The organism is Gordonia sp. KTR9 (genome assembly GCF_000143885.2).
GTDB lineage: Bacteria > Actinomycetota > Actinomycetes > Mycobacteriales > Mycobacteriaceae > Gordonia.
This window is the reverse complement of sequence record NC_018581.1, coordinates 5,402,766-5,420,585: the sequence shown is the minus strand read 5'-3', so window position 1 is coordinate 5,420,585 and position 17,820 is coordinate 5,402,766. Positions and strand designations below refer to the sequence as shown.

At 69.3% G+C, this 17,820-nt stretch carries 13 protein-coding genes; 6 read left to right on the top strand and 7 right to left on the bottom strand.

Translation table 11 applies throughout. The annotated features are described in order from the left end of the window. Positions 1-387: 387 nt before the first annotated feature. Positions 388-3,210 (bottom strand): hypothetical protein, encoded by a 2,823-nt coding sequence (locus KTR9_RS24980; RefSeq protein ID WP_238554000.1) that lies wholly within the window; start codon positions 3,208-3,210, stop codon positions 388-390. Beyond that, complete coding sequence (locus KTR9_RS24975; protein ID WP_014928714.1) at positions 3,101-4,348, bottom strand: NUDIX hydrolase; 1,248 nt, start codon at positions 4,346-4,348, stop codon at positions 3,101-3,103. The genes KTR9_RS24980 and KTR9_RS24975 overlap by 110 nt, the downstream gene beginning before the upstream one ends. A 284-nt stretch (positions 4,349-4,632) precedes the next feature. Between KTR9_RS24975 and KTR9_RS24970 the strand changes: the two genes are divergently transcribed. After that, complete coding sequence (locus KTR9_RS24970) at positions 4,633-6,048, top strand: CCA tRNA nucleotidyltransferase (protein WP_044508290.1); 1,416 nt, start codon at positions 4,633-4,635, stop codon at positions 6,046-6,048. Positions 6,049-6,079: 31 nt separating this feature from the next. Here KTR9_RS24970 and KTR9_RS24965 read toward each other — a convergent pair whose 3' ends face one another. Further along, positions 6,080-6,988, bottom strand: a complete 909-nt coding sequence (locus KTR9_RS24965; protein ID WP_014928712.1) for a diacylglycerol/lipid kinase family protein — start codon at positions 6,986-6,988, stop codon at positions 6,080-6,082. A gap of 49 nt (positions 6,989-7,037) precedes the next feature. Between KTR9_RS24965 and KTR9_RS24960 the strand changes: the two genes are divergently transcribed. Next, complete coding sequence (locus tag KTR9_RS24960; RefSeq protein WP_014928711.1) at positions 7,038-7,634, top strand: TetR/AcrR family transcriptional regulator; 597 nt, start codon at positions 7,038-7,040, stop codon at positions 7,632-7,634. A gap of 36 nt (positions 7,635-7,670) precedes the next feature. Beyond that, complete coding sequence (locus KTR9_RS24955; protein ID WP_014928710.1) at positions 7,671-9,191, top strand: glycerol-3-phosphate dehydrogenase/oxidase; 1,521 nt, start codon at positions 7,671-7,673, stop codon at positions 9,189-9,191. Between the two features lie 31 nt (positions 9,192-9,222). Here KTR9_RS24955 and KTR9_RS24950 read toward each other — a convergent pair whose 3' ends face one another. Then, positions 9,223-10,314: an aminotransferase class V-fold PLP-dependent enzyme gene (locus KTR9_RS24950; RefSeq protein WP_014928709.1), complete on the bottom strand. Its 1,092-nt coding sequence runs from the start codon at positions 10,312-10,314 to the stop codon at positions 9,223-9,225. A 122-nt stretch (positions 10,315-10,436) separates the two neighbouring features. Between KTR9_RS24950 and KTR9_RS24945 the strand changes: the two genes are divergently transcribed. Next, positions 10,437-10,994 (top strand): hypothetical protein, encoded by a 558-nt coding sequence (locus tag KTR9_RS24945; protein ID WP_014928708.1) that lies wholly within the window; start codon positions 10,437-10,439, stop codon positions 10,992-10,994. On the opposite strand, the gene KTR9_RS24940 is transcribed toward KTR9_RS24945, so the two are convergent. After that, entirely contained in the window at positions 10,975-12,309 is a 1,335-nt protein-coding gene (locus tag KTR9_RS24940) for an MFS transporter (protein WP_014928707.1), read from the bottom strand. The genes KTR9_RS24945 and KTR9_RS24940 overlap by 20 nt on opposite strands. Positions 12,310-12,454: 145 nt before the next feature. On the opposite strand from KTR9_RS24940, the gene KTR9_RS24935 reads away from it, so the two are divergent. Both KTR9_RS24935 and KTR9_RS24930 read left to right on the top strand, forming a co-directional pair. Then, positions 12,455-13,048, top strand: coding sequence for a YqgE/AlgH family protein (locus KTR9_RS24935; RefSeq protein ID WP_010843086.1), 594 nt, complete (start codon positions 12,455-12,457; stop codon positions 13,046-13,048). A 150-nt stretch (positions 13,049-13,198) separates the two neighbouring features. Continuing rightward, entirely contained in the window at positions 13,199-15,241 is a 2,043-nt protein-coding gene (locus KTR9_RS24930; protein ID WP_014928706.1) for a CocE/NonD family hydrolase, read from the top strand. 405 nt (positions 15,242-15,646) lie between these two features. On the opposite strand, the gene KTR9_RS24925 is transcribed toward KTR9_RS24930, so the two are convergent. Together KTR9_RS24925 and KTR9_RS24920 are read right to left on the bottom strand one after the other, a co-directional pair. Then, positions 15,647-16,594 carry an adenylate/guanylate cyclase domain-containing protein gene (locus tag KTR9_RS24925; protein WP_014928705.1) on the bottom strand — a complete coding sequence of 316 codons (948 nt, stop codon included), beginning with the start codon at positions 16,592-16,594 and terminating at the stop codon, positions 15,647-15,649. A 345-nt stretch (positions 16,595-16,939) separates the two neighbouring features. Further along, complete coding sequence (locus tag KTR9_RS24920) at positions 16,940-17,797, bottom strand: cytochrome c oxidase assembly protein (RefSeq protein ID WP_238553999.1); 858 nt, start codon at positions 17,795-17,797, stop codon at positions 16,940-16,942. Positions 17,798-17,820: the final 23 nt, after the last annotated feature.

The window sequence follows — 17,820 nt, the reverse complement described above, 5'->3', positions numbered from 1 at the left end:
TGTGGCCCTGAGCGGGTGACGCGACGGGTCGGGCCGGCGTGGGTGGGGGCGCTGCCGGCGCGGGCGGGCGGGGCGTCGGCGGACGGCCGGCCGAGGGAGCAGGCCGACCGGGTCGTGCATTCGCCGACCGCGGGTCGGCGGCTCTTGGCGTGTCGGTCCTCGGGTCGGGAGCTCGCGGCGGGGTCGATCGCGGGTTCGGGGAACCCGGCGGGATCCTCGTCGGGGGAACCCGGTCACCCGGTGTCCGGTCCGGCGGGATCCGTCGGGGTGCGGCGCGCTCGGGACGTTGGTGCGGCGCCGGGCCGGGTTTCCCCGACCGCGGCGCGCGCGGCTCATCGTTCCAGGTCACGTCGCTTCTGCCGCCGTCCTCGGGTCGTCTGATGTCGGTCATGAGGGGTCATCGCCCGGTTCCTCGCCAAGCATCCGACCCTCGCTCTGCAGGGTACGGCGTCGTTCCTGATACCCGCTTCCGGCGAGCATCCGCTCGAGTTCGTCGGGTTCGGGCCGATCGGCATCGGCGGGATCGGGCTGGCCGCGGAAACGATGCCACAGTCGGCGGGCGGTGAGCAGGACGAGCGCCGCCGCGGCGAGAATCGTGATGTAGAAGAGCGGTTTGCCGTAGGCGTTGGTGTGCACGGACAGACTGATCGACTCACCGAGCGGCACACCGGTGACCGTCGACAGCCGGATCTCGACACTGATCGCCTCGGACGTCTCCCCCTGTGTGGGCAGCTGGATCTGTCGGGTGCCGCGGGCCGGGATCTCGATGACGCCGAGGTCGCCGATCTCGATGTCGGCCGGCTCGGACGTGGTGATCCGGGCACGCACCGGCAGGGCGAGGTCGTTCTTCACGACCAGCAGCAGCGGACTGCGTTCGGAGGCCAGCGTGTAGCGGCCGCCGGGATCGAGGATCGTGACCGACTGGGCCATCCGATGCAGGGTCGACGACACCGCGTCGATGCGTTCGGTCTGCGTCCGTCGCAAGTGCGTGTAGACGGCCGAACCCCATGCGTCCGGCGAGCGGATCGCGCGCAACTGGTCCTCGCGCAGCGGGGACATGTAGCGCTCGGGGGTCGCGGCGACGTCCGCCGAGCGCACCAGGGCGCCCTCGAACTGCCAGCTGTCCTCGACATTGCGCCGGATCGATGCGGTCGCGTCGGTCGTCAGCACCGACCCGATGCGACTGATCGGTCCGACCCCGGGCGGGTCGATCAGTCGTGCCTGCTCGGGCGCGGACCCGAGTTCGGACACGAGCATCGCGAGCGGCGTCGGGGTCGCCGCACCGGACTCGAGCAGCAGGCGCGCGGTGGTGAACAGGGCTTCGGCGTCCGCGCCGGTCGGTGACCAGTACGTCGGCGGCACGAGAAACGCCGATCTGCCGACGACCGGGTCGCGGGGCGTCGGCCGGGCATCTGACCCCGCCGGATCGGACTCCGGAGCGGCGATCGCCGGATACGCCAGCGCGCCGATCGCACTCTGTCGCCGGCTCCCCTCGGACTCGTCGGACAGGTCGACGCGCTGATCGGGCGGCGTCAGCGCGGGGGTGGACGGTGCGGTACCGATGGCCGCGAAGGACGCCGTGACGGGTGCGTCGTAGGTCTGCGCCGCGAGTTCACCGATCCGGTAGCGGCCGGCGTCGTCGCGGCGACCGGTCGGTGCGACGGAGTTCGACGACACCGCGGTCGCGGCGAGTTGTGCGGCGGTCAGCGTCGCCGCGCCGTCGGAGTCGATGGCGCCGAGGGCCGGTATCGACAGACCGCGGACGCTCCGGACGCCGAGCACGGTGTCGACGATGTCGGCCGGCGAGCGCAGCGCGGCCTCGATGAGTCCGGCGTTGCCGATCCGGGACAGCGAGTTCAGGTCCGCCTGCGCATACGGCAGCGCCACCACGCACATCCGCTGTGCGGTCCAGCGCAGGGTGTCGAGCCAGCGGCCGGCCGCCTCGGCGCCGCTGCCCGGGCGGGTCGACGACCTGGGGTCGGCGGGATTGTCGGACACCTCATATCCCAGTGACATCGCGCGCACCGTGACGAGGAGGTCTGGGTCGATGGCGAGGCACATGCTGTCGGCGAGTTTCTCCGACCCCGGCAGGGCACCGGGTTCCGGGCTCTCCGACGTCTCGGACGGGGGAGCGTCCGACGCGACCGAATCCGACTTCGCGGGCGGGGGTTCGCCGACGACCTTCTGCAGGGAGGTCAGCAGCTCGTCGAGCCGCCCACCGTCGGCGACGGATCGCGCCAGGTTCTCGTTGATCAGCCGGACCGGTTCGGTGTTGCCGCCGAGCACACCGGGTGCGAGCTGCGGCGGCGCGGCCAACGGCCACAGCATCGTCATGCGCGCCGGACTCGACAGGTTCGCCGACACCGAGCCGTCCGGTCCCAGACCGGTGACCGGGTCGGTGTCGGAGTACTCCGTGGACGGGTCGACGTACCCGGCGGCCCGGGTGTCGTCGGGCGGCAGGGACAGTACCGGCAACAGCATCCGTGATCCCGCGACCTGCGCGGTGTCGCCGTACTCGGGGGTGCCGTTGACGTTGACCTGCATCGGGTACACCCCGGTCCGGGAGATGGCCAGGCCCTGACCGTCGGGACCGTTGCTCGACGAGAGCGCCATCGACATGCGGAACCCGACGCTCTCGCCGGGTGCGAGCGAGTCGGAGAGGTTCTCGAACGGACCGGCCACCGCGACCGCCGGATCGTCGTCGGCCAGATCGGTGCGCAGTCCGGCGGCGGACGCGACCGGGTCCCCGCGCTCGAGCCGGATGGTGAGGTCGGTGATGGACCGGTCGCCGACGTTGTCGACGCGGCCGCTGACGGTGACGACCGGCCGGCTCGTCGTGGTCACGATGCTCGGCGTCATCGAGTCGATCACGATGCGGGCGAACCTGCTCGGAGACTCCTGATCCGGCGTGTCGGAACCGGTGTCGGACCCGCTGGTGCTCGTCTCCGGTGCTGCAGACGCCGGTCCCGTCGCACCGGACAGGACCGTCAGACCGAGGACGGCCAGGACAACGGCCAGTGCCGCGGCCGCGCCGGACCGCGTCGCACGCGACAGCGCGCAAGGTCGGGACGAACGGGGTGCGGCGGAGGACGGGCGCGGGTCAGCCATCGCCTGCCGCTGGCCGTCGAGGACGGCGTCGGCGCCGACGAGGACGAGCCGGGGGCGGCGGCTCGTTACGGCGCTGGTTGCGCGCGGCGGCGGCTTTCTCATAGGCGTTGGGTTCGGTGCGAATGCTCTCGGCCTCGGACTGGGCCAGCCGGGTCGGGTCGGCGGCGAGTTCGGCGATCACGCCGCGGGCCATCCGGGCGAGTCGTCGCTCGTCAGAGTACGTGAGGCGACGCGGGAGCTCGTGCAACGGCACCCAGGCCACCTCGGACACCTCGTAGTCGGCGTCGGAGAGTTCGCCGCCGATGCACCGCAGAAGGTAGTGGTGCACCGTCTTGTGGATTCGACGCCCCTCGCTGACGAACCAGTAGTCGATCTTGCCGAGCGGGGCCACCACCGTGCCCTGGATACCGGTCTCTTCCTCGACCTCGCGGATCGCGGTCTGCTCGGCGGTCTCGCCGGTCTCGATGTGGCCCTTGGGCAACGACCACATGGTGCGACCCCGCCGGTCGACCCGGCCGATGAGCGCAGCCGACAACTGATCGACGGGGAGGTCGAGGTCGGAGATGACCAGACCACCCGCAGAGGTCTCGCGCACCGTCCGGAGCTTCTCGTTGCCCGCGCGGTCGGAATGCGCGCGCTCGGCGGCGGGACGCTCGGATCCGCGGTCGGTTCGCGACGCGCGTCGTCGTCCCTTCGACGCCTTGCCGCCGGCCTGAGCCGACCCCGCCTGGGCCAGGCCGGTCTTGGTCAGCTTGGCGCTGACGGCGACCATGTCCGAGGGCTTGGGTGGCGTGACGCGGGGCCGCGCGCGGTCGGGATCGACGGGGAGTTTGTCGACGGGTTCGGCCTCGACCGGGTCCGGGCATGCGGGATCGGAGGCGCGGGCGCGTGCGAGGTCGTTGGGTGTCGGGTGGTGCGTCGAGGGCGCCGGTTCGGAGGCCGGATTGGGCGAACCCGGTTTGTGGCCCGGCCGGGAACCCGCCTGAGCGGGATTCGGCTGTTTGTTCTTCGGCTGTGTATTCGAGGACTGCGGATGACCGCTCTGCTTGTGCGAAGCCGGGGTGTGCGCCGCCGAGGTACCTCGCGCCTCGGATTTGCGACGGCCCCGGCGTCGACGGCCGCGCCGGGCACGGCGGCCCTGGCCGGCGGGGTTCTGATCGCCCTGTCCGCCGCCCTCGCCGTGCGCACCCGACGAGACGCCGCTGACGTCTGAAGGGTTGGTCGAGGAATCGGTGGACACTCCACGATGCTAGCGGCTGGTCACCTGCAGTTTGTCCGGACGCCTCCCAGGACGCGTAGGTTGTGGAATCCCGCCTCGGGGGTGCGCCGGAGGTGTATGAGCGGTCGGCGACGAACTGTGCGGCGTCGTCGGCGCGGGTCACGACGGTAGGGTGACAAGCCGTGAACGACACATCCTCGTCCGGGGCGGCGGCGTCTGGGCCCTCACCGAATGGGGCGGTCCCATCGGACACGGCGCGCTCGGACGGGCGGACCGGTGCGAGCGACCCGGAACGGCGCACGCGCCTGCTCGCCTCCGCCGCGATCGCGCTGCGCGGACTCGACGATGTCCTCGTGCCCCTCGGCGAACTGTTCGAGACCGCGGGCCACGAGCTGTACCTGGTGGGCGGCTCGGTGCGCGACGCCGTCCTCGGCCGTCTCGGCAACGACCTCGACTTCACGACCGACGCGCGTCCGGAAGCGGTCTCCCAGCTGCTCCGGGGCTGGGCCGACGCGTTCTGGGACGTCGGCATCGAGTTCGGCACGGTCGGGGTCCGCAAGGGCGATCACCTGATCGAGATCACGACGTTCCGGGCGGACTCGTATGACCAGGTCAGTCGTAATCCCGAAGTCACCTTCGGCACCTCGCTCGAGGACGATCTGATCCGACGCGACTTCACCGTGAACGCGATGGCGGTGCAGATCGGTTCGTCGGGGGCCCAGGATTTCCGGGACCCGCTGGACGGTCTGACCGCGCTGCTGTCGGGGATCATCGACACCCCGGCAACCCCCGAGCAGTCCTTCGGCGACGACCCGCTCCGGATGCTGCGTGCGGTGCGGTTCGTCTCCCAGCTCGGATTCCGGCTCGCTCCGCGGGTGTGGCAGGCCATCACCGAGATGAACGGTGAGATCGATCGCATCACCGTCGAACGCATCCGCACCGAGCTGGACAAACTGATCTGCGGCGAGTTCCCGATCGAGGCGATCGACGCCATGGTCGAGACCGGTCTGGCCGAGCGGGTGCTGCCCGAGGTGCCGGGGATGAAACTCACCATCGACGAGCACCATCAGCACAAGGACGTCTACCAGCATTCGCTGACCGTGCTCCGCCAGGCCATCGACCTCGAGGACGGCGATCCGGACCTGGTGTTGCGCTGGGCAGCCCTGCTGCACGACATCGGCAAACCCGCGACGCGCCGCCACGAACCGGGGGGCGGCGTCAGCTTCCACCACCACGAGGTGGTGGGCGCGAAGATGGTGCGCAAACGGATGCGGACGCTGAAGTACCCGAAGGCGGTGGTGGCCGACGTCGCGCAACTGGTCTTCCTGCACCTGCGGTTTCACGGGTACGGCGACGGCGCGTGGACCGATTCGGCAGTCCGTCGGTACGTCACCGATGCCGGTCCCCTGCTGGACAGACTGAACAAACTCGTGCGCGCCGACTGCACCACTCGCAACAAGCGGCGCGCCCGGCGACTGCAGCAGAACTACGACGATCTCGAGCAGCGGATCGCCGCCCTGCAGGCGGCCGAGAACCTCGAGAAGGTCCGACCCGACCTCGACGGCAACGCCATCATGGAACTCCTCGGCGTGCCGCCCGGCCCGATCGTCGGCCAGGCGTGGCGTCACCTCAAGGAACTTCGACTCGACCGCGGCCCCCTGAGCCGCGACGAGGCGGAGGACGCCCTGCGGGAATGGTGGGCGGCCCGCGGCGGGAAGTGACCAGTCTGTGCCGACGGTGGACCCGCCGCGCTCAGCTCGCGGGTGCGAACACCTCGATCGCGTGGGGTACCGCCTCGAAGACGGCAGGCAGCTGTCCGACGAGGTCACCGTCGACCGACACAAGGGCCGGCGGGTCGCAGTAGAGTTCGACCTCCGCGCCGCGCATCGTCCGTACGTTCGGGCTGTCGATGTGCTTGCCCGAGAACACCTTCGGGAAGACGCGAGCGATCGTCCAGCGGGCCATCCGCGGCGGGGTCAGCGCGAGTGTCACGTCGAGCTGGCCGTCGGTGATGGAAGCCGCAGGCGTGATCTTCATACCGCCGCCGTATGACGTGGTGTTGCCGATCGCGGCGAAGATGAGGTCGGATTCGACGGCGTGGTCGTCGACGCGGACCTGGTAATGGCGCGACCGCAGCGCGAGAAGTTCGAGCAGTGCGGCGATCGTGTACCGGGACTGTCCGCGCGGGCGGCGCATGTCGATGGCCCGCGCGGTGACGGCCGCGTCGAATCCGGTGGCGGCGACCGTGCTGAACAGCGCGGTCTGACCGTCCGGGAAGCTGACGCGTCCGAGGTCGATCGCTCGCCGGTGACCGGCGAGGATGACCTCGACGGCGTCCGCCGGATCGAGCGGGATGCCGAGGTTGCGGGCGAAGTCGTTCCCGCTGCCGGCCGGGATGACGGCCAGTGGTTTGCCGGAGCCGATGGTGGCCTCGACCGCCAGACGCACCGTGCCGTCGCCCCCCACGACGACGATGACGTCGGTGTCTCCCCGGGCTGCCTTGCCCGCGAGGTCGGCGGCGTCGGCGACGTCCTCGCCGACGATGATCTCCACCTCCACGTCCCGGGCGCGCAGAAGTTCTGCGGCATCATGGGCTACACGGAGTCCTGCTCCGTGACGCGCGTACGGACTGGCCACGAGTGTGGCGTGTTCGATAGTCATATGAGTCGGCCCCCCGCCGTTCAAGTGATCCGTTACAGTGTTACACATCATGGCAATCCGTAACGAGGAGATCGGCGATCTCGTTCTGGATGCAGCACGGAGCTGTCTGCTGCGCAGCGGCGGACGCAAGGTGACTGTCTCCGAGGTGGCCCGACAAGCAGGCGTCAGTCGACCCACCGTGTACCGCCGCTGGCCCGACATCACCGAGATCATCCGCGCTCTGTTGACCCGCGAGGTCCTCGGGGTGGTCGAGGAGGCCATCGGCGGGGCCGGCGAACCCGCCGACCTGGAGGCGCTCGTCGCCCGGGTGGTGTCGGTGGTCGGCGCGCTCCGGGACGACGAACTGATCGCCTCGCTGTGGCGCGAGCAGCGAGACTTCATGTCGCCGTACGTCTTCGAGCGTCTCGGTACGAGCCAGCAGGGGATTCTCGCGATTCTCGCGGACATGCTGTCGGCGGGTCAGGAACGGCGTCAGGTGCGTGCGGGCGACGCCAAGCGCATGGCGGCGATGGTGCTGCTGATCGCGCAGTCGTTCCTGCAGTCCGGAGCGCTGGTGTCCGACATCCTCGCGGAGGGGTGGAGCGTCGAACTGCACGAGATGCTGGCCGGTTACCTTCGACCGGTCGGTCCGGGCGCCAACGGATGACGGCGTGAGTGCCGATGTCACGGTGGTGAGTTCCTGATGGCGACCCTGTCCGCCGCCACGCGCCGCCGTGCGCTGGACCGTCTCGCGTCCGATGAGGCCCTCGACCTGCTGGTCATCGGAGGTGGCGTCACCGGCGTCGGTGTGGCGCTCGACGCCGCCACCCGGGGGCTGCGCGTGGCTCTCGTCGAGAAGGACGATCTGGCAGCGGGCACCTCGCGATGGAGCAGCAAGCTCGTCCACGGCGGCCTGCGCTACCTGGCGAGGGGTGAGCTCCGGATCGCGCGCGAGAGCGCCATCGAACGTCACCACCTGATGACCGCCATTGCCCCGCATCTGATCGCCCCCCTTCGGCAGATCATCCCCGATCGCGGCGGCCGGCACAGCTCGATCATCCGTTTGGGACTCCGAACGGGGGACATCCTCCGACGCAACGCGGGTACCCCGGACTCGTTGTTGCCCCCACCCTCACGGCTGTCGGCGCTGGAGACGCTCGGCCGTTGCCCGGCCGTGTCGCCCGACGGCTTGCGCGGCGGGATCTCCGCCGCCGACGGTCAGCTCATCGACGACGCGCGGCTGGTCGTCGCCCTCGCGCGGACGGCCGCGGGTTACGGCGCGTCGATCTGCACCCGCGTCCGGGCCGACCGCGTGGACGGCCGCGGGGCCACCCTGACCGACCGGGAGACGGGCGAGAGTTTCGACGTCGGCGCCCGGATGGTCGTGAACGCCACCGGCGTCTGGTCCGGTGGCGTCGACGATGCCATCGCCGTACATCCCAGTCGCGGAACGCATCTCGTCATCGACGCGGCCAGGCTGGGGTTTCCCGACGCCGCCCTGATGAGCCCGCTGGGCACCTCGGTGTCGCGGTTCGTCTTCGCGATACCGGCCCAACTGGGACGTGTCTACGTCGGTATCACCGACGTCGCCGCGCCGGGGCCCATCCCGGACGTCCCGACGCCGGACGAGTCGGAGATCGACTTCCTTCTCGATGCGATCAATCCCGCGCTCGCGCGACCACTCGACCGCTCGGACATCGTCGGCACGTTCGCCGGTCTGCGACCGCTCGTCGACACCCGCGGCGGCCGTGACGCCGACGCCCTGGCCGATGTCTCGCGGCAGCACCACGTCGGTGTCCGCGGCGATGGCCTCGTCAGCGTCCTCGGCGGCAAGCTCACCACCTACCGGCGCATGGCACAGGACGCCGTCGACGCCGCGCTGGCGACCACCGATCTGTCCGCCGGAGACTGCGTCACGACCACGACGCCGCTGGTCGGGGCGCTGCGGAGTCCGCGCGAGCACGGTCTGCCGTCGTCGTTGGTGCAGCGCTTCGGCGGTGAGGCCCCCGCGGTCGTGGACGCCGCCACACTCGACCGTCCCCTGGACCCGATCGTCCCCGGCATCGACGTGACCCGCGCCGAGATCGAGTTCGCGATGACCCACGAAGGGGCTCTCGACGCCGACGACATCCTGCACCGGCGCACCCGGATCGGACTCGTCCGCCGCGACGCCGACGCGGCCCGCCCGGAGATCGAGCGGATCGTCGGCGAGGTCCTCGGGTGAGGAGTCCGGTGTCGAGGCGTTCCCGGGTGTGTCAGTAACCCATCGTGCGCAAGGTGTCGGCTACGCGGTCGAGGTCGGCTCTGCGCACGTCGAGATGCGGGCTGATCCGGAGGACCGGGTGCTCGGTCGCGAGCGGCGCGCGCCAGGTGTCGGCGGCGGTGACCAGGACGCCGAGTGAGAGCAACTTGTCGCGGGCGGCGGCGATGTCGTCGAACTGCCACCCGGGCGGCGGCGCGAGGGTGACGATCGCGGACGGCTCGTCGAGTGGTTCGAGCACCTCCCAGCTCGCGATGCCGTGGAGCCGTTCGCGGGTGGCCTGACCGATCTTCGCGAGTTCGCGGAAGACGCGCTGCTGACCGATCTCGAGCAGCTCGCGCACGGCGACACCGAGTCCGAGTCGTCCGGCGATGAACGCATCGGAACCGTCGATGTGGACCGGCCGCAACGAGTCTCGGCGTACCGCGACGAACCCGACGCCACGCGGGCCGGTGAGCCATTTACGGCTGGTGCCGTAGACCACGTCGGCGCCGGTGACGGTGGGGACGTGACCCACCGACTGCGCCATGTCCACCACGACGGGCACGCCGGCCCGGTGTGCGAGTTCGACGATCCGCGTGACCGGCTGCACCACACCGGACATCGAGCCGATGTGGCAGACGTGGATGAAGTCCGGCTGATCGAATTGCAGCATGTTCTCGAGTGCGTCGGTGTCGACGTGACCGTAGACGTCGCCGTCGGGCATCGTCCGTACCGCGTAGCCGCGGCGCTCGAACTCCTCGAGGTTGGGCCCGAATTCGTTCTTGGCCACCCACACCGTCGAGGTGACGGGGAGGCTCCAATGGGTGAGAAGGGCACGCAGCGCGGCACGGGCGCTCTCGCGGAAGACGATTTCGTCGCCGGTGTGGCCGATCAGAGCAGCGAGATTCCTTGTGTCGCGCGCGATCTCGTCGGCGCGGTCGTCAGCGGCGACATAGGAGCCGCGTTCGGTCTCCCGCCACAGGTGCGCGGTCATCGCGCCGATCAGCGCATACGACGAGCGGCCCGCCGAAGCAGAGTCGAGATGTGCCAGGGCTGGTTCGAGCCGGGCCGCGTGCCACTGCTCGCCGAGATCGCTGACATACATGGGCCACAACCTACCGGGTGGTCGTGTGCTGGGTCACCACGCGGGTGGTGTGGGTGACGCGCTGTCCGGGGTGTGTTCCGTCCCGGGGGAACCGGACAGGGTCCCGCTGCGTCCAAGAACCCATGGAGCCGGTGATCGAGTACTTCTTCGGGCCCGGCGACGGTTCGATGACGCGCTGGTCCTCGCCGGCCGACCTCATCCTCGGGGAGACACCGGGCGGGGGCACCGAGAATGCCGTCGCGCTCGACTTCGACGGCGACGGACGTCGTGACGACGCGATGTGGGACACCGACGCGGACGGTGTCGCCGATGTCGCCGCGCTCGACGTCGACGACGATGTCGGACCCGAGGCCTTCTACCGCGACTCCGGGGCCGGTCTCTGGGACCGGTTTGTCGACCGGTCCGAACTCGGCGAGCCGGTACCGCGACACGACGCGCCCGAGCGGACCACGGAGTCGCCGGCGGCGCACGTCACCCGGGTCGACCTCGACGACGATGGTGACCCCGATGCGGAGATCGTGGGAGCCGATCGGGGCGGCCGGATCGTCGGCGAACGCCTGTACGTGGATGCCGACTCCGACGGCGGTCACGATGTGGTGCTGGTGGATGTGAACGGAGACGGGGTCGCCGACGCTGCCTACGACCGACGGGATCCGCGGTTCACGCGGCGGGGTCGGTGACGGTCGTCCGCACCGTCGTGGGATCGGCGGACCAGTGCCCGCGCGGATGGAGGAGGCGCACCACGAGCATCCCGACCAGGTACAACACCACCCCGAGCACCACCAGCCCGACCGCCTGGCCGTCGTCGGGGATCGCGAGGGCCGCGACGGTCACCGCGCCCACGTAGGCGATGTTGAACACCGCGTCCTGGACCGAGAAGACCTGGCCGCGCACCGCGTCGCCGACGTCGACCTGCATGGCCACGTCACCACACAGCTTCGCGACCTGGCCGATGAGCCCGAGCACGAACGCCGAACCGCAGATCACCGCGAACTCGAAGCTCAGCACCGACAGCTCCGCGACCGCCCCGACGCCCAACGCGACGAGGAGCGTTACGTACCGACCCACCCGTGCCACCGCGATCGGCGTGATGACGGCGGCGAGAAGCGCCCCGGCGCCGGTGAACCCGATGACCACGCTGACCCGGTCGACACCGTCGCCGGGACCCATCTGGCGCGTCAGAACCAGGATCATGAGTGTGTTCATCCCGAACACGAGCCGATGGGCTCCGATCGCCGACAGTGCGGCGGCCACGGTCTTGTGGTGCCGGACGGCTCGAGCGCCGTGCCACAGCCCGACGGAGACCGCGTGCAGCGCCGATCGGCCCGGATCGTCGGGCTCGTCGGGTCCGAGCTGCAGCGGACGGAACCCGTGTGCCAGCCCGCCGGAGACGACGGCCAGCACGATCCCGGCGAGCATGGTGAGTGCACTGCCGACGTTGTCGTCGCCGAAGATCGCGCGCAGCCCCAGTGTGACGCCGAGCCCGACGGTGAGCATCGCGCCGCCCAGTGTCGTGAACAGCGCGTTGGTTGCCACGAGCACCTCGCGCCGCGCGACGTGCGGCAACCCGGCGGACAGACCGGCGGCCACGAACCGGCTCGCGCCCGTCGCGGCGAGCGCGGAGATCAGCACCACGACGTCGGGTGCGCCGGAAGCGACCGCCAGTGCGACGAGCCCGATGATCAGCCCGCGCAGCAGGTTCGCGTACAGCAGCACGTTGCGTCGATCCCAGTGGTCGAGCAACGCCCCCGCGAACGGGCCGATCAGCGAATACGGCAGCAGGAGAACCGCCAGACCGCCGGCCACCGCGAGTGGGTCGGCGTGACGCTCGGGGTTGAAGAGAATGCTGCCGACCAGCGCGGCCTGGAAGATGCCGTCGGTGATCTGACTCGACAGACGGACCGACAACAATCGGCCCAATCCCGGTGAGGATCGGAGGGAACGGATGAACACCGACCACCCGCGTGGGTCGCGGGTCACCTGGGCGTTGCTCACTGATCCAGGGTACCGAGCCGACGATGGACCTCGTCGGGCACGGACGTGCGATGATGGTCGGGTGGCCGGAGGTGAAGACGCAGACGATCCCACACCGGAATTCCGCCCCGGAGAGCACTCGGCGGGCAGCGGTGGTGGTGCACGTATGCCCGGAGTCCCCTGGGACGCCGACCCCACGCCGCGGGTGCGTCCAGGTACCGCGCTGATCGCGTCGACCGACCTCGTCGAGCCCACTTTCGCGCGGACTGTCATCTACGTCATCGAGCACAACGAGTCGGGCAGCCTGGGCGTCATCCTCAACCGGATGAGCCAGACCGCCGTGCACAATCTGCTGCCGCAATGGACCGACATCGCGGCGTCGCCGCGCGCCCTCTACGTCGGCGGACCCGTGAACCAAGAGGCCGCGCTGTGCCTGGGTGTGGTCAAACCCGGCACCGACATCGACGACGTGCCTGCTCTGCGCCCGGTGGACGGCCGGGTCGTACTCGTGGACCTCGACGCCGACCCCGAACCTCTTGCCGACGTCCTGGAGGGCGTCCGGATCTTCGCGGGGTACAGCGGCTGGGGAATCGGGCAGCTCGACGACGAACTCGACCAGTTCAGCTGGATGATCGCGTCGGCACTCCCCCGCGATCTGCTCGCGCCGCCGGCGTCGGACGTGTGGTTCGACGTCCTGCGCAGGCAGGCCTGGCCCAAACCCCTCCTCGCGACCCACCCGATCGATCTCAGCCTGAACTGAGCCCCGCACGGCCGCGTCGGTGATGCTGAGCATTCCCTGAGACACCCCGTGATCCAGGTCACGAACGAGGTGTTAGGTTGTTGTCGGCTTGGTCACAAGCTCGCTGGATGAACCGTTTGTTTCTCCAGCGCATGACATGCGGGGGTGTGCATGAGCGGGTCGAAGAGTGCTCGGGTTCTGGTCGGGGTGGTCCTCGCGGTGGTCGCGCTGGTCGCGGTGGCCGGCGCCGCGCCGGCCGGACCGAGCGGCGGTGCCGATGCGGCGCGATGGGCGGCGAGCCATGACGGCCCGCAACCGTACGCCGGCGTCAACGTCACCTGGGACGTGCCGATCCGGATGAGCGACGGCACGGTGCTCCGGGCCAACGTGTACCGCCCGGCCGACGTCCGCGAGCGCCCCACGTCGACGAGGACGCCGGTCATCGTCAACATGACGCCGTACACCAAGCTGATCACCACTGTCGGATCAGCGGTGCTGCAGAACCCGGTCCTCGAGCCCTACCTCCTGCAGATCGCGCGGTCGATCAACCTGTCCGGAACGCCGATCGACGGCATCAACGACATCGCGCACACGATCCGCGACGGCGGCGCGAAGACCTTCCTCGTCGACTTCGACCTCGTGCGCAGCGGGTACACGCAGGTCGTTGTGGACGTGCGGGGCACCGGCTTCTCGCAGGGGGTCTGGGATGTGTTCCAGTCGCGGGAACAGCGCGACACCATCGAGGTGATCGACTGGGCGTCGAAGCAGCGCTGGTCCAACGGCAAGGTCGGCATGTCGGGGGTGTCGTACTCGGCGATCAACCAGATCCAGGCCGCCAACAAGAACCCGGCGGCACTCAAGGCGATCTTCCCGGTCGAGCCGGGCGGCGACCTCATCCGCGACATCGTAGCCCCGGGCGGCGCACTCGGCGTCGGCTTCCTGCCGCTGTGGCTGACGCTGGTCAACACCACCAAGATGATCCCGAACGTCGCGTCGATGCTGAACGGCACGTTCGACTGGAAGTGGCTGGCGGACCGGATCTCCGACCCCTTCACCTTCTACCCGCAGCTGTTCGCCGCTCTCCTGACCCCCGACATCCCGTCGGTGCCACCGAATCTGAAGGCGTTGCTGGACACCGATTCCGAACCGCGGTCGTCCTGGCTCGACCACGCCGATCGCATCACCACCCCGACGCTCATCTACGGCGGCTGGTTCGACCTCTTCACCAACAGCGAAGTCCGGATGTACAACAACATCCCGCTGCCGCCCGGCAAGAAGCAACTGATCATGGGCGACGGCTATCACCTCACGATCGGCGGCGGCCAGCAGGGTCGAGCCAACACCCCGCCGCGGCTCGACGTCTTGCAGAAGGCGTGGTTCGACAAGTGGCTCAAAGGAATCGACAACGGGGTCGACTCCTACGGGCCCGTCAACCTCAAGCAGGTCGGCGACTCGTGGATCACCGCCCAGCAGTTCCCGCGTGCCGGTATGGAACGTCAGCGGCTCTATCTCGGTGACCGGCGCAGCGGTACCGCGGCGCATGCGGTGCGTGACGGCAGCCTGACGCCCGCGCCCTCCCCATCGCGGGCCCGGATGACCATCGCGCCCGGCCTGGCACCGATGTGTTCACGCGACGCCGCACAGCAGCTGGCCGGTGCACTAGCGATCTTCCCCTTCTGCGCCGACGACGCACGCATCTCCGAGCGCGCCGCTTTGTCGTTCACCACTCCCCCGCTGACCATGACGCGCAGCGTGTCCGGGTACGCCAACGTGCGGTTGAACACCGTCCTCGACGCCACCGACGGCTACTGGACCGCCACCCTGAACGATGTCGCCCCCGACGGGACGTCGAAGGTGCTCACCTCCGGTCAGGTCATGGCGTCGCTGCGCGGGTACGACGAGGCGGCATCGCAGTTCGCGCCCAACGGCGACGTGATCGACCCGTTCTACGAGCTGACGCTGGCGTCGCGCCAGCCTGTCGTGCCGGGCCGTCCAGTCAGTGTCGACATCGGTCTGCTGCCGACGGAGGCTCTCATCAAGCCGGGGCACCGTCTGCGGGTCGACGTGTTCGCGATGAACTTCCCGCGAGGACTGCCGCTGCGTCCGCTGCTGAACGAGTCGGGCCTACGGCCTCAGCACATCCAGCTCGACCCGAACCGGCCGAGCTTCGTGAACCTGCCGCTGTCGACTCCGGTGGGCCGGCCCGTCAATTGATTGGAGCCGTCTGACCCTGACGTGCGCGGAGCGCAAGCGACCGCCCCTTAGCTCCCTGAGGAGCGCCCGGAGCTTGCGGAGGGTCACCCCTCTGCTCCCTGAGGAGCGCCCGGAGCTTGCGGAGGGCGCGTCACGAAGGGTCCGGCGACCGATCAGCGAAAACCGCCGCCGCCTCGCAAGCTCCCTGAGTACCCGCATGTCAGCTCGCTGGTGCGTTCAGCCATCTCGCGACCGAGTCCGCCGGTGGTTGCCAGTCGAAGGTTCCCTACACATAGTCCCTCATACATAGGTATTATTGGCACCTCAATGAGGCTGGGGGAGAACGGTTCTCAGCGCTGTCTGACGTAAGGTTGTTGGTCGCGACCTGAGGATTTGATGTCGGACCTTCATGAGGTCGGGGATCGATCAGTCGGAGTAGCGGGGCACGACGGCGAACACCTCGATGTCGCGCGGTACCCCCTTGGCGCGGAATCGCCGGCGACGAGTGGCATACCGATCGGCGCCGGCGGCCTCGACGGTCGCTCCGCTGGCCAACAGCTCACCGGCTCCTGCGGCTGCCGCGACCCGAGCGGCGACGTTCACATCGACACCGAGGAAATCGTCACCGACCGCCCGCGGTTCGCCGGTGTGGAGACCGGCTCGCAGCTGTGGCCGGTAGTCCCCGAACGTCAGGGCACTCACGGCGACGATCACCTCGTGACCGGCCTCGATCGCCTCGACACCGTCGACGAACACGGCCATCGTCCCGTCGCCGAGATGTTTGACGATGCGTCCGCCGCGGCTGCGCACGATGTTCTCGGTGACGTCGTTGACGTCGCGCAGGAGTCGGAGGACCTGGTCGTCTCCGGCATGCAGGGCCCACGTCGAGAATCCGACGAGATCGGTGAACAAGATGGTGGCGGGGACTGGGGTGCGATCGGATCGACGACGTCGTGTGGTCACCAACGCCTGCCACACCTGGACCGATGCGAGGCCGAGCTCTCGTATGGCACTGGGTTTCTCGGGCCGGGACTCGCTGATGAGGCGTGCCACGCGGTCGGATGCACGCGGCCCGGTGATCGGGTTCTCGTTGTGCGGGATCAGATCTCGTGCGGCGCGAGCCGCCTTGACGACCCCGGCGCTGGAGTCGGTGCGGGCCAGCAGGTCGGCCATCCGGCGCCCGGGTCCGGGACGGTCGGGATCGTCGCGTCTGACGGGAAGCCGGTCGCCCCGACGACGGGTCGACCCACCGGTCCTGTCGTTCGCTGCGGAGGGTTCGTCCGGGCCGTCCGCGGCGGATGTCGCATCGTCGTCGGTCGGACCGGGATCCGTAAGACCGTCGCGGTCACGTGTCGAGTCGTCGGCTCCGGTCACGCCTTGAGTCTAGTGGCCCCGCTCATCGCGAGACCGACACCGCCGCGTCCTCGGTGACACCGTTCCGCAAACGCTGTTGTAACGGCCTTTGTACCGTGCTGTATCGCCAAGACGCTCGACCGAACGGTGTTCGTACTTCACGCCTGGCCGAGTACGTTGTCACCGCTGTGCCTACGACAGCCATGACCGCCCACGTCAGAGTCCAGTAGGCGCGCGAGCGCCTGAGGTGGGACGTGTTTCGCTCTGGTACGTGGCTTCAGGCGCGGCGCCGGTGACGGTTCCATCGGTCTTCACGATCGGCGGCGACGGAACACTGACGGCCGAACCTCTCGCGATCAGCCTTGGTCAAAGTCCCAGATCGGGGGATACGCGGTGTGCGGTGTACTGGCCCGTGCCATCGAGGAGGTCGCTGCGGCTAGAAGTCGACAGACCGATCTCGGAGCGAGAGGGCCTGATTGCTACAGCCTCTCGGTCACGCCGGCGTCGTTGTCCGGTCGCCTTTCCGCGGTGGTCGGGTCGCCAGGTGAGCAGAAGTGCCAATGCCAACAGGATCTCGGCGATGTCGCCCCAGTAGTACATGAGCGTTCCGCCGGCGCGTAGCTCGTCGAGTGGTGCGCCGACCCTGACGAACAATCCGGCGTACAGCAACTGGGCGATGACGGCGTGTCCGAGGATGGCGAGTCCGAGGACCGCAAGTCGCGTATGCACCGACGGACGTTCGGGTCCCGGATCCGGGCCGGCGATCATCCACGCGAACAGATAGCCGGACACGAAGAAGTGGACGTGCATCACCATGTGGAGGGCTTCGTGGCGTTCGGTGAGAGCGAACAGCGGGGTGAAGTACAGCGCGGCGAGGCCGCCGATGGTCGATGTGAGGAGCACTGCGGGATGTGTGGCGATTTGAGCGGGACGTGAGCGTAGCAGGTGCACAAGCGGTTTGGTGACCGAGACCGGCGCAGTCCTCAAGATCAGAGTCATCGGCGCGCCCAGCGCGAGGGCCAGAGGCGCGTACATGCCCAGCAGGAGGTGGCCCAGCATGTGATCGGGGAATGCATCGGACGTGCTCGGCCGAAGTGCGAGACCCAGAATGATCAGCCCGACGATGAAACTCGCCGTGTGCCAGTGTTTCCACCCGCGTGGCTGTCGGCGGCATCGCTGAGCGGCGACAACATAGATCACTCCGACGAACACGAGTGCGGTCATCGCCACCAGGACACCGGCGGAAG

Excerpts from the sequence above, each read along its gene's own strand:
- KTR9_RS24980 (WP_238554000.1), bottom strand. The coding sequence starts at position 3,210 with ATGAGAAAGCCGCCGCCGCGCGCAACCAGCGCCGTAACGAGCCGCCGC.
- KTR9_RS24965 (WP_014928712.1), bottom strand. The coding sequence starts at position 6,988 with ATGACTATCGAACACGCCACACTCGTGGCCAGTCCGTACGCGCGTCAC.
- KTR9_RS24960 (WP_014928711.1), top strand. The coding sequence starts at position 7,038 with ATGGCAATCCGTAACGAGGAGATCGGCGATCTCGTTCTGGATGCAGCA.
- KTR9_RS24955 (WP_014928710.1), top strand. The coding sequence starts at position 7,671 with ATGGCGACCCTGTCCGCCGCCACGCGCCGCCGTGCGCTGGACCGTCTC.
- KTR9_RS24950 (WP_014928709.1), bottom strand. The coding sequence starts at position 10,314 with ATGTATGTCAGCGATCTCGGCGAGCAGTGGCACGCGGCCCGGCTCGAA.
- KTR9_RS24945 (WP_014928708.1), top strand. The coding sequence starts at position 10,437 with ATGGAGCCGGTGATCGAGTACTTCTTCGGGCCCGGCGACGGTTCGATG.
- KTR9_RS24935 (WP_010843086.1), top strand. The coding sequence starts at position 12,455 with ATGCCCGGAGTCCCCTGGGACGCCGACCCCACGCCGCGGGTGCGTCCA.
- KTR9_RS24930 (WP_014928706.1), top strand. The coding sequence starts at position 13,199 with ATGAGCGGGTCGAAGAGTGCTCGGGTTCTGGTCGGGGTGGTCCTCGCG.
- KTR9_RS24920 (WP_238553999.1), bottom strand. The coding sequence starts at position 17,797 with ATGACCGCACTCGTGTTCGTCGGAGTGATCTATGTTGTCGCCGCTCAG.